Annotated in this window: 15 protein-coding genes; 3 read left to right on the plus strand and 12 right to left on the minus strand. The window is 68.4% G+C overall.

Going from position 1 to position 14,094, the window contains the following annotated elements; translation table 11 throughout:
• Window positions 1-5: 5 nt before the first annotated feature.
• From FHX33_RS18015 to FHX33_RS18060, 10 genes are all read right to left on the minus strand, one after another.
• Window positions 6-899 carry a sigma-70 family RNA polymerase sigma factor gene (locus FHX33_RS18015; RefSeq protein ID WP_183428816.1) on the minus strand — a complete coding sequence of 298 codons (894 nt, stop codon included), beginning with the start codon at window positions 897-899 and terminating at the stop codon, window positions 6-8.
• 188 nt (window positions 900-1,087) lie between these two features.
• Window positions 1,088-1,417 carry an SdpI family protein gene (locus FHX33_RS18020; protein ID WP_169730326.1) on the minus strand — a complete coding sequence of 110 codons (330 nt, stop codon included), beginning with the start codon at window positions 1,415-1,417 and terminating at the stop codon, window positions 1,088-1,090.
• Between the two features lie 5 nt (window positions 1,418-1,422).
• A complete protein-coding gene (locus FHX33_RS18025) occupies window positions 1,423-2,388 on the minus strand; it encodes a sporulation-delaying protein SdpB family protein (protein ID WP_081703929.1) in 966 nt (321 codons plus the stop codon).
• Window positions 2,388-2,960: an SdpA family antimicrobial peptide system protein gene (locus tag FHX33_RS18030; protein WP_081703930.1), complete on the minus strand. Its 573-nt coding sequence runs from the start codon at window positions 2,958-2,960 to the stop codon at window positions 2,388-2,390. The genes FHX33_RS18025 and FHX33_RS18030 overlap by 1 nt, the downstream gene beginning before the upstream one ends.
• 3 nt (window positions 2,961-2,963) lie before the next feature.
• On the minus strand, window positions 2,964-3,617 hold the full coding sequence (locus FHX33_RS18035) for a sporulation delaying protein family toxin (protein WP_155828997.1): 654 nt from the start codon (window positions 3,615-3,617) through the stop codon (window positions 2,964-2,966).
• Window positions 3,618-3,758: 141 nt separating this feature from the next.
• The gene (locus FHX33_RS18040) at window positions 3,759-4,172 is read right to left on the minus strand and encodes a heat shock protein transcriptional repressor HspR (protein WP_021762560.1); all 414 of its coding nucleotides are present in this window, start codon (window positions 4,170-4,172) and stop codon (window positions 3,759-3,761) included.
• Between the two features lie 2 nt (window positions 4,173-4,174).
• Window positions 4,175-5,176: a DnaJ C-terminal domain-containing protein gene (locus FHX33_RS18045; RefSeq protein ID WP_021762561.1), complete on the minus strand. Its 1,002-nt coding sequence runs from the start codon at window positions 5,174-5,176 to the stop codon at window positions 4,175-4,177.
• Window positions 5,177-5,293: 117 nt separating this feature from the next.
• Complete coding sequence (locus tag FHX33_RS18050; protein ID WP_021762562.1) at window positions 5,294-5,887, minus strand: nucleotide exchange factor GrpE; 594 nt, start codon at window positions 5,885-5,887, stop codon at window positions 5,294-5,296.
• 2 nt (window positions 5,888-5,889) lie between these two features.
• The gene (gene dnaK, locus FHX33_RS18055; RefSeq protein WP_021762563.1) at window positions 5,890-7,749 is read right to left on the minus strand and encodes a molecular chaperone DnaK; all 1,860 of its coding nucleotides are present in this window, start codon (window positions 7,747-7,749) and stop codon (window positions 5,890-5,892) included.
• A 161-nt stretch (window positions 7,750-7,910) separates the two neighbouring features.
• On the minus strand, window positions 7,911-9,494 hold the full coding sequence (locus tag FHX33_RS18060) for an MFS transporter (protein WP_021762564.1): 1,584 nt from the start codon (window positions 9,492-9,494) through the stop codon (window positions 7,911-7,913).
• A 104-nt stretch (window positions 9,495-9,598) separates the two neighbouring features.
• Between FHX33_RS18060 and FHX33_RS18065 the strand changes: the two genes are divergently transcribed.
• The gene (locus FHX33_RS18065) at window positions 9,599-10,366 is read left to right on the plus strand and encodes a GTP pyrophosphokinase (protein ID WP_021762565.1); all 768 of its coding nucleotides are present in this window, start codon (window positions 9,599-9,601) and stop codon (window positions 10,364-10,366) included.
• A gap of 28 nt (window positions 10,367-10,394) precedes the next feature.
• Here the strand turns inward: FHX33_RS18065 and FHX33_RS18070 are convergent, their stop codons facing one another.
• Window positions 10,395-11,132 (minus strand): SDR family oxidoreductase, encoded by a 738-nt coding sequence (locus tag FHX33_RS18070; RefSeq protein WP_183428817.1) that lies wholly within the window; start codon window positions 11,130-11,132, stop codon window positions 10,395-10,397.
• Complete coding sequence (locus FHX33_RS18075; RefSeq protein WP_021758138.1) at window positions 11,129-11,551, minus strand: hypothetical protein; 423 nt, start codon at window positions 11,549-11,551, stop codon at window positions 11,129-11,131. Before FHX33_RS18075 ends, FHX33_RS18070 begins: the two co-directional genes overlap by 4 nt.
• 92 nt (window positions 11,552-11,643) lie before the next feature.
• Between FHX33_RS18075 and sigJ the strand changes: the two genes are divergently transcribed.
• Window positions 11,644-12,534: an RNA polymerase sigma factor SigJ gene (gene sigJ, locus FHX33_RS18080; RefSeq protein ID WP_183428818.1), complete on the plus strand. Its 891-nt coding sequence runs from the start codon at window positions 11,644-11,646 to the stop codon at window positions 12,532-12,534.
• Between the two features lie 67 nt (window positions 12,535-12,601).
• On the plus strand, window positions 12,602-14,092 hold the full coding sequence (locus tag FHX33_RS18085; RefSeq protein WP_021765209.1) for an MFS transporter: 1,491 nt from the start codon (window positions 12,602-12,604) through the stop codon (window positions 14,090-14,092).
• The last annotated feature ends 2 nt before the right edge of the window (window positions 14,093-14,094 follow it).

A 14,094-nucleotide genomic window follows, 5' to 3' on the forward strand; every position in this document is an offset into this window, starting at 1 on the left:
CGGACTCACCAGGTAGACGGATCCGCGGGCTCAGATGTAACAGCCGGGGGCGCAACCGCTATCGTTGCCTGCCGCTCGGGCCGGAGGAGCGAGTCGACCTGCACGATCCGGTCGTCGACGACGACGCACGCCATGACGGCCAGGGGCGTGCCGTCCTCCCGCCACGCCATCACGCCCGGCATGCCGTCGACGTCGACGCGGCGGGCGACGGTCTTGGTCCGCCGGCCGAGCGCCGCGTGCCGGGCGAGCTCATCCGCTCCGAGCCGCACCGTCACCCCGCGCGGCGTGTGCACTCGCCACACCACGTCCGGGTCGAGCACGCGCAGCAGGGCGTCGAAGTCACCCTCGCGCGCCGCCGCGAGGAACGCATCCACGACCTCCCGTTGCCGGCGGCGATCGCTGGGGGGCTCCGCACCCCGCACTTTGCGTCGTGCACGACTGCCGAGCATCCTCGCCGCGTCGGGCGACTTGCCCAGGATGCGGGCGATCTCGTCGAACGGCACCGCGAAGGTGTCGTGGAGGATGAACGCCAGCCGCTCGTCCGGGGTCAGGGACTCCAACACCATCAGCAGGGCGACACCGATCGTGTCGCTGAGCTCGGCGCGGTCTTCGGGATCGTCGACATCGTCGGAGACCAGCCACTCGCGGCCCGGCTCCTCCCACGGGGTCTCGCCCTTGGCGCGACGGGAGCGCAGCATGTCGAGGCAGACCCGGCCGACGACCGTGCTCAACCAGCCGGAGAGGTTGTCGATGGAGTCCGGGTCCTGCCGGGAGAGGCGGAGCCACGCCTCCTGCACCGCATCCTCGGCGTCCGTGCGCGACCCCAGCACGCGTGCGGCCAGCCCGGTCAGGCGGCCGCGCTGCGCTTCGAAGGCCTCGCTCGTCGCGCTCTCGTCCATCGTGTGCCCCTCTCGTCCGCACTCTACGAGAGGGGGACGATCCGGCGCACGAAAACGTAACAGCGCCTGCGAGATTTGGACCAAATGTCGTGAAAGTGCGCGCCAAAGCCGACATTTGGCACAAATGTCGGCGGGGTCGCCGCCCCACGGAGCGCGCCATCGCGGAAGCAGCTCCCGCGAGTCGGATTTCAGGCTTCGATCTTCTTCGCGGCCAGGCTTGCCGCGTATGCAGCTGCGCCTGTCCCACAAAAGGTCAGCGCAACGCCTGCAGCAAGCAGGATCATCGACGATGCCTCCGAATCCACACTGAGCGCAATGATCTCGAGAGGGAGCACCAGCAGCACCGTGATACGCGATGGCCACACGGCAGCTTCGTGCCCTCGCTTCCAGGACGCGGCGTTCTTTCGAACTTCGTGAGTTCTGATGCCCACCACCGAATTCCGCCGCAGCTTCCCTCTGGCAGCGAGCTCGACGACCACATCGGCAGCGATGACTACGACAATGATCACGGGCGCCATCAATATCATGAGAGTTCTCCCGCGCTCGCAGAGGCTACCGCCCTCGCGGACGGGGTCCTGCGGGAATTGCAAGCGGCAGCTATCTTTCGCCAATCACGTGCCGCGACAACGCGCTCGCTCCGCGTCTGTGGGCCCGCCGCGATTGCTGTGGTGCCGATCATGATCAGCGCGAAACTCCACAGCCCGATCGACAGGATGATGAAGACGTGGAGCATCACGTCGAGCGTCAATGCCCATCGCCGCCAGCGGTAGTGACCGAGGATGCTCACCCCGATGGCGAGCTCTATTACGATCGCTCCCCACGAGAGTGCAGCAACTAGCATGGGAACGCTGGTGATGTTCTCGAGCACGTCACGGACCACGCCTGAGGCGCCGAACATCGAACTTCGCGCGTAGTAGTACTCGGCGGAACCATTCAGCCAGGCCTCCGTGCCGAACTTCGCGATCGCACTGTTCAGATAGACCACGGCGACCTGAATTCGGATCGCGAGCAAGAAGGCCGCGGATACTCCCGCCGCGAACGGATGCAGTGGCTCCGGGCTTCGTGACCAGATGGATCTGCGACCATCGGACAGGCAGAGTGGGACAAGAAGCAGGCAGACGATACGCGCTACCTGGTCACCGCCGTCCGGCAGCGAGATGCTCAGGCCAATCGAGAGACTCACCCAGGCGTGGGGAATCGCTGTCCATCTCGGTCGCCATCCGCTCACGACGAGGAGCAAGACCGCAATCATGATCCATCGGCGCCAATCCTGCGATACAGCTTCACCGCCGACGCAATACAGCGTGACTACTCTCACGCTTTCACAGGCAGGTCCATCTCCTTGCCCGGCTACTGGCTGGAGAAGTGCCGCAGGAGATGTGAACGCCAGTATGGTCAACTGCGCAATGGCGATTACGGTTCGGCCGACCGCAAACCATCGGGTTCGAAAGTCGAAGGTGGAGAGGCGTCTAATCAGGCGCGTCGTCATCACGGTTTCCTCTTCGGCTCCGCGCAACTGACGTGTACGCGCGCGATCTGTTGGATCTGCGATCGCTGCACACCGTCGAAGTCTCGATACGCCCACGGTGTCGGTTTTTCGCCTGTCACAAACGCCGCACCGCAAATCGTTCGCACGAATGCATCGTTTTCGACGCTCTGGGTCTCGGCGCCCGACGCTTCGCTAAAACAAATCTCGCGATCCATCGGACACTCGTGCCAATCAGTGATCTGCGATGCGATCAACGCCAACTCCGGACCTTGAGCTCGCTGATTGCGCGACAGCCCGAATGCGTTCTCTACTCGTGTCTGCGGAGTCACTAGGAGGGTCTCGCCTGTTCGAGCGTCGTAGACACCGATCTCGGACTCCTCCGGAGACTTGGTGAAGAACGCCCAGCCCTGCGGAACGGTCATCGCTACATATTCACGAACTTTGTCCCGGCCTTCCGGATTGAGGACGTTGCTCGGCCAACCGGCGTAGGCCGACACGAGGAACGCCGGCGCGAGGAGACAAGTTGCTAGGCCGAACCCGAGAAGTCGGCTTCGGTCGGCCCGTGTAACCATGATTCAGAGCGTTCGAGCTATCGTCGCCGCGAATGCCTGGAGGTCGAAGTCTTTTGCGTCCTTGTCGGGCATGTAGTAGACCGCATAGACAGGAACTGCTACAGCTCCGACCACAGCTGCAACCACGACCGCCACAGCGCTTCCGATGAAGAACCAGATCCCCACTACGCAGCGTCCGACCGCGGCTCCAGTGTCTTGAGCAGGAGCGAAAGATTCTATGTCGGCCCGAAACTGGACAATTGCAGCTTCGACAGCGAAGGGATCCCCGGACTGAAGTGGGATCGTCACCAAATCGTGGAACCCCGGGTCCGCTTCGTAAAGCGCCTCGAGGACCGACTCATAGGCGGCTTGAGGCTGTTCCGGTGCCTTGACAGGCACGAGCTTCTCGGCGAGACCGGGATGTGCATCGGCAATACGCCCTCGTCCTGCAAGGAAAAGCATGACGATGTCCAGATCGTTGTACGTCGAGGCGGCGGTCTGGATCTCACTTCCCGAGGCGACCGGCGCCGGGTGTAGCACCGTGTTCGCTGATCCTTCCGCAGCAACGGCCGGTCCGCCCGACATCGTCATCGCGAATCCGACAGCCGTCACCATCGCAGCGCCCATCGAAGCGAGGCGGCGTGGTCGGCGGCCGCGTCTCATTTTGTTGGTGGCCATGAAATCCCTCACTCCATTGTGTGTAGTACGGATATTTATGACCATACGGTAAATTTTAGATTCGGACAACGGTCTTGACGCCCTAGGGGCAGCGAAAGGCCGGCACCCTCAACGGATACCGGCCGAAAAATCGAAAGCCGCCTACTGCTCCAGCGGCCGCCACACGACCAGCTGCGTGCTGCGGCGCACGCGGGTGCCGGCGCGCAGCGAGACGACCTCGCCCTCGGAGCCGGCGGCGAAGACGCGGCGGCCCGGACGGTTGAGCAGTTCGTCGGCGAGTGCCGACTCCAGCTCGCGCACGCGGGCGCTGAGCGAGCCCACCTGGTCTTCGAGCTCGATGATGCGGCGGATGCCCTCGAGGCTGACGCCCTCGGCGCCGAGCCGCGCGATCTCCTGCAGCTTCTCCACGTCGCGCATGGAGTACCGGCGCGACTTGCCGGCCGTCCGGCTGGGGCTGACGAGCCCCAGCCGGTCGTACTGGCGGAGGGTCTGCGGGTGCATCCCGGCGAGCTCGGCCGCGATCGAGATGACGAAGACCGGGGTGTTCTCGTCCATGGTCAGCCTCTGGCCTTCGCGAGAAGGTCCTCTCGCGGGTTCTCGTCGGGGAGCTTCGCGGCGAACGCCTCCAGGGCCTCCTTGGCCTCGGCGGAGAGGTGCGACGGGACGGCGACCTGGACGACGGCGAGCAGATCGCCGGTGCCCTTCGGCGTCTCCACGCCGCGGCCCTTCACGCGCAGCACGCGGCCGCTCGGGGTACCGGGTGCGACACGGAGCTTGACCGGGTCGCCACCGAGAGTCGGGACCTCGATGGTGGCGCCGAGGGCCGCCTCCGCGAAGGTGACCGGGACGGTCACGCGCAGGTTGAGGCCGTCGCGCTCGAAGACGGGGTGCTTGCGCACGGTGACGGTGAGGACGATGTCGCCGGGCTCGCCGCCGTCCGGGCTGGGCTGCCCTTTGCCGCGCAGCTTGATCTTCTGGCCGTCGGAGACGCCGGCCGGAATCTTCACCTTGAAGGGCTTGCCGTCGGCCGACTGGAGGCTGATGGTCTCGCCGCGCGTGGCGGTGAGGAAGTCGATGGTGGTGTGCGCGGTGACGTCGCGGCCGCGGGTCGGTCCTCCGTATCCGCGGTATCCGCCGGACGAGCTGCCGAAGCGCCCGTTGCCGAAGAGGCCGCCGAACACGTCGTCGAAGCCGCCATTCTGGCCGCCGCCCTGCTGGAACGTGTAGCCGCGCTGCTGGCCGCCGGCGCCGCCGAACATGCCGCCGAAGACGTCGTCGAAGCCGCCCTGCCCGGCCGAGCCGGGAGCCGTGAAGCGGGCTCCGCCTCCCATGGCGCGGATCTGGTCGTACTCCTTGCGCTCCTCGGCGTCGCTGAGCACCGAGTAGGCCTCGCTGACCTCCTTGAACTTCGCCTCGGCAGCGGCATCACCGGGGTTGGAGTCCGGGTGGTACTTGCGGGCGAGCTTGCGGTAGGTCTTCTTGAGGTCCGCTTCGCTGACGTCCTTGGAGACGCCGAGGACCTTGTAGAAGTCCTTGTCGAACCAGTCCTGGCTAGCCACGGCGCCTCCTTTCGATCGTGATGGTCGTGGATGAAGTCTGCATGATGTCCGCACGGCGGGCGGCCGGAACGGCGGGACCGTGGCCCCGCCGCTCCGCCGTGCCGTGCATCCGGTCGATCAGGCCGGGACCGCGACGACGACCTTCGCCACCCGGACGGTGGTCGAGCCCAGGCGGTAGCCGGTCTCGACGACGTCCGCGACGGTGTCGACCGTCACGCCCGGGGTGGGCTGCTGGAAGATCGCCTCGTGGATCTGCGGGTCGAAGGGCTCGCCCTTCTCGCCGTAGGGGGTGAGGCCGAGCCGCTCGACGTTGGTGCGCAGCTTGGCCGCGATGGTCGCGAACGCGCTGCCCTCGGTGAGGTCGCCGTGCTTCTCGGCGCGCTCCAGGTCGTCGAGCACCGGGATGAGGCCCTTGACGGCCTCGCTCACGGCGCGCTCGCGCTCGACCTCGCGGTTGGCCTCCGTGCGCTTGCGGTAGTTCGCGTACTCCGCGGTGACCCGCTGGAGGTCGGCGAGCCGCTCCGCCGCGAGCGCGTCGGACGTGGTCTGGCCGGAGAGGACGTCCAGGTCGTCGTCCGACAGGACGGGACCCTCCTCGGCGGCCGGGCCGACGTCGACGAGCTCCTCGTGCGACAGGTCGTGCTCGGACTGCTCCTCGCGCTCGGGGTCGGGCTCGCCCGATCCCGGAGCGCCGGGGTTCTGGTCCGACATGATTACTTCTTCTCCTCGTCCTCGACGACCTCGGCGTCGATGACGTCCTCGTCGGAGGACTCACCCGCCTGCTCGCCCTGAGGGGCGTCCGCCTCGGGAGCCGCGGCGTCGGCCTGGCTGGAGGAGTAGATGGCCTCGCCGAGCTTCTGCTGGCTCGCGCTCAGCTTCTCGAACGCGGTCTTGACGGCCTCGTCGTCCTCGCCGGCAAGTGCCGTCTTCAGCGCGTCGACGTCGCCCTGGACCTCGTTCTTGACGTCCTCGGGGAGCTTGTCCTCGTTGTCCTTGATGAGCTTCTCGATCTGGTAGACGAGCTGCTCGGCCTGGTTGCGGGTCTCGGCGGACTCGCGGCGCTTCTTGTCCTCCGCCGCGTGCTCCTCGGCCTCGCGCACCATGCGCTCGATGTCGTCCTTCGGCAGGCTCGAGCCGCCGGTGATCGTCATCGACTGCTCCTTGCCGGTGCCCTTGTCCTTGGCGGACACGTGCACGATGCCGTTGGCGTCGATGTCGAAGGTGACCTCGACCTGCGGGATGCCGCGGGGGGCCGGGGCGATGCCGGTGAGCTCGAAGGTGCCGAGCGGCTTGTTGTCGCGCGTGAACTCGCGCTCGCCCTGGAAGACCTGGATCGCGACGGACGGCTGGTTGTCGTCGGCCGTGGTGAAGGTCTCGCTGCGCTTGGTGGGGATGGCCGTGTTGCGCTCGATGAGCTTGGTCATGATCCCGCCCTTGGTCTCGATGCCGAGGGACAGCGGGGTGACGTCGATGAGGAGGACGTCCTTGCGCTCGCCCTTGAGGACACCGGCCTGCAGCGCGGCGCCGACGGCGACGACCTCGTCCGGGTTGACGCCCTTGTTGGGCTCCTTGCCGGTCTCCTGCTTCACGAGCTCGGAGACGGCCGGCATACGGGTCGAACCGCCGACGAGCACGACGTGCGCGATGTCGCCGACCTTGATGCCGGCCTCACGGATGACGTCCTGGAACGGCTTCTTGGTGCGGTCGAGGAGGTCGCTGGTCATCTGCTCGAACTGGGCGCGGGTGAGCGTCTCGTCGAGGTTGGCCGGACCGTTCTCGGTGAGCGAGAGGTAGGGCAGCTGGATGCTGGTCGACATGCTCGACGACAGCTCCTTCTTGGCCTGCTCGGCAGCCTCCTTGAGGCGCTGCTTCGCGATCTTGTCGCCCGAGACGTCGACACCGGTGGTGTCCTTGAACTTCTTGATCAGCCAGTCCACGACGCGCTGGTCCCAGTCGTCGCCGCCGAGGCGGTTGTCGCCGGCGGTCGAGCGGACCTGGATGGTCGAGAAATCGTCGTCCTTGCCCACCTCGAGGAGGGAGACGTCGAAGGTTCCACCACCGAGGTCGAAGACGAGGATGAGCTCGTCCTCCTTGCCCTTGTCGAGGCCGTACGCGAGTGCGGCGGCGGTGGGCTCGTTGATGATGCGGAGCACGTTGAGGCCCGCGATCTCACCGGCCTCCTTGGTGGCCTGACGCTCGGCGTCGTTGAAGTAGGCCGGGACCGTGATGACCGCGTCGGTGACGGTGTCGCCGAGGTACTGCTCCGCGTCGCGCTTCAGCTTCTGCAGGATGCGGGCCGAGATCTCCTGGGCGGTGTACTTCTTGCCGTCGATCTCCTGGGTCCAGGTGGTGCCCATGTGGCGCTTGACGGACGAGATGGTGCGGTCGACGTTGGTGACCGCCTGGCGCTTCGCGGTCTCGCCGACGAGCACCTCGCCGTCCTTGGTGAACGCCACGACGGACGGGGTGGTGCGGAAGCCTTCCGCGTTGGCGATGACCGTGGGCTCGCCGCCCTCGAGCACCGAGACGACGGAGTTGGTGGTTCCGAGGTCGATACCTACTGCACGTGACATATGTGCTTTCTCTCCTTTGTTGCTGGTCTGCGTATTCGCTGGCCGGTGAAAATCTTGGGTCGAGAGTTGAGCCCCGACGACTCAACACTGCCACCCGGGGTGGAACGGTGTCAAGCGGGAGACCCAAAACTTGAGTACACATGACTCAACTTTCAGGAGGGTCACAGTATTCCGGTTTCGGAGGATTCGTTGGACGGTTTCGGATCGGGCAGCCGCCGCATCCGCAGAGCATTGGCGACCCCGAGCAGCCCGGCCACGAGCGGCACGAGCAGGGCGATCTGCAGGGCGAGGGGACGCGCCTCGGTGTTGATGCGGACGACCTCCTCCCGCACCGATTCCGGCTCGCCCGCGAGCAGCTCGGCGAGGCTCGTGTTCGACATCAGCTGGGCGTCCTCCTCGAGCACGGCGGCGATCTGCTGCTTGTCGTCCGACGGGAGGATGGTGCTCGCCTGCGTCATCGACCCGAAGGTCGCGGCCAGCGTCGAGAGCATGATCGCCCCCGCGAACGCCAGGCCGAACGACAGCCCGAAGGAGCCGGCGGCGGAGTTGACCCCGGCGGCCTCGCTGACGCGCTCGTCCGAGATCGGCGAGAGCGTGTAGTTGTTGAGCTGCGAGACCAGCAGCCCCAGCCCGCAGCCGGAGACGATGAGCGGCAGCGTGAGGTACCAGCCCGAGGTGGCGATCGGCACGAGCAGGATGACGACGGCGATCCCGACGACGACCAGCGCGAACCCCCAGAGGATGAGCGTCGCCGGTCGTCGCTTCAGCCCGCGCCCGGCCAGGAGCGCGACGGCGAACATGCTCAGGGAGAGCGGCGCGATCGAGAGGCCCGCCCAGAGCGCGTTGTACTCGAGCACCATCTGCAAGTAGATCGGCAGCGCGATCATGGTGCCGCCGAGGGCGATCTGCTGCAGCAGCTGCCCGGACGCTCCGGCCTGGAACAGCCTCGACCGGAACAGCGCGGGGTCCAGGAGGACGGCCTTCTCGCGCCTGCTGCGCCAGCGCAGCCAGAAGACCAGCCCGGCGAGCGCCGCCGCACCGAGCAGGATGAGCGCCAGCACCCGGTCGCCGCCCTCCTGCCAGACCAGGATCCCGGTGACGATGCCGCCCATCCCGATCACGGAGAGCAGCGCCCCGAACAGGTCGATCGACCGCGACCCCGCGTACGGGACGTCCTTCACCAGCCCGATTCCGGCGAGCACCACCGCGATGATCACGGCTTCGAGCAGGAACCCGACCCGCCAGGAGAGGAAGGTCGTGATGAACCCGCCGAGCAGCGGCCCGACCGCGGCGGCGATCGCCGCGGACGCCCCGACCAGCGCGTAGACCCGCTTCTGGTGATCGCCGGCGAAGTTGCCGTGGATGAGCGATTGCATGGCGGGCAGGAGGAGTGAGGCGCCGATCCCGCCGATGATCGCCCAGAAGATGATGACGGCGGTGAGGTCGCGCGCGAGGGTCATCGCGATCGCGCCCGCCGCGTAGCCGAGCAGCCCGAGGACGTACGCGAGCTTGCGCCCGATCAGGTCGCCCGTCTTGCCGCCGATCAGGATGAACGCGGCCGAAACCAGTGCCTCCAGCGCGATCGCGCCCTGCACCCCGCTGACCGTCGTCCCGAGATCGCGCACCACGGCGGAGATGGACACGTTCATCAGGGAGGTGTCCACCACGAGCACGAACATCGCCATCGCGAGCAGGATGGCGAGCCGAGCATTGAAAGGCGCCGAGGCGTCGGAGCCGCCGGTCATGCGCACATGAGAGCACAGGGCGCGCGGGTTTGGGTAGCCCGGGGGCCTCCGCCGCCCTCCCCGATTCACACTTTTCGCACAACCACCGTCGATAGCGTGGAGGCATGGACCCAGCCCCTGCCGACGCCGACACCCCTGCTCTCGCCGGGGAGCACGGAGGGCCGCTGCTGTCGTCGCGCGCCATCGAGGCGCTGCAGAGCATCGACCCCGCGACACTGAGCGAAGTGCAGGCGTTCCGAGACGATTTCGCGCGGTTCATCATGCCGTACAAGTTCGGCATCGATGAGATCTCGACCAAGGTGTCCATCCTGCGCGAGGAGTTCGCGGAGCTGCACGAGTACAACCCGATCGAGCACATCTCGAGCCGGCTGAAGTCGGCCGAGAGCATCGAGCAGAAGGTCGTGCGCAAGAACTGCGAGCCGTCGTTCGAGGCGATCCGCGACGCGATCACCGACATCGCCGGGGTGCGCATCGTGTGCTCGTTCGTCTCCGACGTGTACAGCGTGTTCGAGCTGCTCGTCGCCCAGGAGGACGTGCGCGTGCTCCGCGTGAAGGACTACATCGCGCACCCCAAGCCCAACGGCTACAAGAGCCTGCACGTGATCGTGGAGGTCCCCGTCTTCCTCAGCGCCGGCCCGGTGCACGTGCCGGTCGAGATCCAGCTCCGCACGGTCGCGATGGACTTCTGGGCGAGCCTCGAGCACAAGATCTACTACAAGTACGACGGCGAGATCCCGGAGCACCTGCTGCGCGACCTCACCGCCGCCGCCGGCACCGCAGGTCAGCTCGACGTGACGATGGAGGACATCCACCGCCAGGTGCGCGGCGACGGCGGCGGGATGCAGCAGTACACCCTGCCGATCCAGGTCTAGCGCGATCCCGGTCTAGGGCGATCCCGGCCTAGCGCGCCTCCAGCCACTCGGCGAAGGTCTGCCGGCCGAGGCGCGCGTCCGGGCCGCCGAGGATGGTGCCATCGCGGAGCGCACGGCCCCAGCGACCGGGCAGCGGCACGGTGATCACCCGGCCGCCCCGCCCGGTCGCGGCGAGGTAGCGGCGGACGAGGTCGGGCATGTCCTCGACCAGCGGCCCCGCCAGATCGCGGTCGAGCCCGCGCGGCTCTCCGACCGCGATCGCGGCGAGCGCCTCACCGACCTCGGCCGCGGCGATCGGCTGCGAGCGCATCGCGGGCACGAGGTGGAACCGCTTCTCACCGTCGCCGAGGAGCTGCGCGGCGAACTCGTGGAACTGCGTCGCGCGCAGGATGCTCCATCCCGTGCCGGACTCCTGGACCAGCTGCTCCTGCAGCGCCTTCCCCGCGTAATAGGCGGACGGCGCCGCCACCGCCCCCACGATCGACAGCGCGACGTGGTGCGGCACGCCCGCGCTGCGTTCGGCGGCGAGCAGGGAGCGGGTGACCCCGCCGAAGAACTCCCGCGACACGCGACCCGAGGTGGTCTGCACGCTCGTCACGTCGACCAGCGCCGCGCATCCTTCGATCGCGGCGGCGACCCCGTCCGCGTCGCGCACGTCCACGCCGCGCGAGCGGCTGAGCACGACGGCCTCGTGGCCGCCCGCCTCGAGGGCGGCCACCACGTGCCGGCCGACCACGCCCGTCCCTCCCGCGACGGCGACCCTCATCGCGTCACCGCCTCGGCGCGGCCGCGCAGCGGGAGGATCAGCACGAGGCCCAGCAGTGCGCTCAGGCCGAGCGAGACCAGCGCGAGGATCTGGTCCCCTGTCGACCCTTCGGGGTGCAGCGCGTGGTAGCCGAAGTGCAGCACGCCGAACGCGGCCCACGCGAGCCCCACGACCCGGCCGGGCGCTGCCGACCGGCTGAGCGCCGCCGCGATGCTCGCGACGCCGAGGCCCAGGTAGAGGGCGCCGACGTCGCGGATCAGGTGTTCGTTGTACGGGCCGTCGATGTCGATCCAGTGCAGCCCGAAACCGGGGAACGAACGGTAGAAGGCGTCGGGCGCGGCGAACGCCCACCCGCCGACGTACGCGGCGAGCGCGGCGCCGACACCGAGCAGGGTGCGGCGCAGAGGTGTGTTGTCCATACCGTCCAGGACGACGCAGCGTGCGTGGATGTGAGGTGCGGCCTCACATCCGCACCTCCCGATCCGTCTTAATAGACGTAGAGGAGGCGCGCATGGACGTGGACGCGGAGGTGATCGCCGAGCGGCGGCACCTGCTGGCACTCGGGTACCGGATGCTCGGCACGGTGGCGGAGGCGGAGGACGCGGTGCAGGAGACGTACGCGCGCTGGTACCGGCTCACCCCCGACGAGCGCGATGCGATCGAGTCGCCGCGCGCGTGGCTGACCCGGGTGGCGAGCCGGATCTGCCTCGACGTGCTCGGATCGGCACGGGTGCGACGCGAGAGCTACGTCGGCCCGTGGCTGCCGGAGCCGGTGCCGACGTCGACCTTCGGGACGCTCGGGGATGCGCACGCCTCCGCCGACCCGCTCGACCGTGTGACGCTCGACGAGTCGGTGAGCACCGCGTTGCTCGTCGTGCTCGAGGCCATGACGCCCGCGGAGCGCGTGGCGTTCGTGCTGCACGACGTGTTCGCGCTCCCCTTCGACGAGATCGCCGGGATCGTGGGCCGCTCCCCCGCGGCCTGCCGCCAGCTGGCGACCTCCGCCCGGCGCCGGGTGCAGGAGCGCCGGGAGCGGGCGGTCCCGCGCGCCGAGCACGACCGGGTCGTGCAGGCCTTCGGTGCCGCGGCGGCGGGAGGCGACCTCGCCGCGCTCGTGGCGGTGCTCGATCCCGCGGTCGTGCTGGTGGCGGACGGCGGCGGCCGGGTGAGCTCGGCCCGCCGGCCCGTCCAGGGCGCCGAGAACGCGGCGCGCTTCCTCCTCGGCCTGGCCGCCAAGTTCACGGACGCCGTGATCCGACCGATCGAGACGACCGACGGGCTCGGCTTCGAGGTGCGGCAGGAGGGCGCCGTGACCGGCATCCTCACCCTGAGCGTCCACGACGGTCTCATCACGGACATCCGCATGATGCGCAACCCGGACAAGCTGACGCTCTGGGCGTGAGGGACCCGGGAGTGAGCGCGCCGCGCCAGTTCACCGCCTGTTCCCCGCCAGCCCCTACGCTGTGGGCATGACACGCGACCTCCCGGGAGGCGGCGGTGCGAGCGGCGACGGCGACGCGAACACCAAACGCCCCACCACGTCGACTGATGCCCTGCTGACGTCGGCGAGCCCGCTCTTCTCCGACAGCTCGACCGAGCGCCGCATCCCGCGCCGCTGGGTTGTGTCGTGGGCGCTCTGGGACTGGGGCGGAGCCGCCTTCAACGCGGTCATCACGACCTTCGTGTTCACGGTGTACCTGACCGGCAGTCTCTTCGTCGACCCCGCCCTGGTCGCGGCGCGCGACGCCGAGACCGACCTGAAGGGTCCCGCCCACGCCGCCGTGACCGCCGCCGAAGCACCGCTCTCCAGCGGGCTCGGCTGGGGCCTCGCCATCGCGGGCATCGTCGTCGCGCTCCTCGCGCCGGTGCTGGGCCAGCGGACCGACGGCTCGGGCCGCCGCAAGCTGTGGCTCGGGATCAACACCGGCGTCGTGGTGGTCGTGACGGCGCTCATGTTCCTCGTCGTCGGCGAGCCGTCGTACTTCCTGCTCGGCGTCGCCCTCGTCGCGATCGGGACGGTCTTCTACGAGATCGCCACCGTCAACTACAACGCGATGCTGGTGCAGGTCTCGACGCCGAAGACCGTCGGCCGGGTGAGCGGCTTCGGGTGGGGAGCGGGTTACCTCGGCGGCATCGTGCTGCTCCTCATCGTGTACTTCGGCCTGGTGACCGACAACCCGGACGGCACCGGCGGCTTCCTGCACGCCAGCCAGGACGCCGGGCTGAACATCCGCATCATCGCGCTCATCGCCGCGCTGTGGACGCTCGTCTTCTCGCTCCCCGTGCTGATCTCGGTGCCCGAGATGGCGAAGAACGCCCGCACCCCGCGGGTCGGCTTCTTCGCCTCCTACGCCGTGCTCGTGCGCGACATCGGGAGGCTGTGGAAGGAGAGCCGCAACACCGTCCTGTTCCTGATCGCCTCGGCCCTCTTCCGGGACGGGCTCGTCGGCGTGTTCACCTTCGGGGGCATCCTGGCCCAGGGCACCTTCGGCTTCTCCAGCGGCCAGGTGATCATCTTCGCGATCGCCGCCAACGTCGTCGCCGGCGTCAGCACCCTCATCTCCGGGCGCTTCGACGACCGGTACGGGCCGAAGCCGGTCATCGTCACCGCGCTGGTCGGCCTCGTGGTCGCCGGGCTCGCCGTGTTCTTCCTGCACGACGGCGGCGCGACCGCGTTCTGGGTCGGCGGCCTCGTGCTCTGCCTCTTCGTCGGGCCCGCGCAGTCGGCCAGCCGCACGTTCCTCACCCGGGTCACCCCGGTCGGCCGCGAAGGGGAGGTCTTCGGCCTCTACGCGACGACCGGCCGCGCGGTGTCGTTCCTGGCGCCGCTGCTGTTCGCGACCTTCGTCGCCGTCGGCGGCGCGCAGTACTGGGGCATCCTCGGCATCGTGCTGGTGCTCGCGATCGGGCTCGGGCTGCTGATCCCGGTCAAGGCGCCGCGCACGGCGCACCCCGGCTGAGC

This window comes from Leifsonia aquatica, from assembly GCF_014190775.1.
GTDB classification, from domain to species: Bacteria; Actinomycetota; Actinomycetes; order Actinomycetales; family Microbacteriaceae; genus Leifsonia; species Leifsonia aquatica.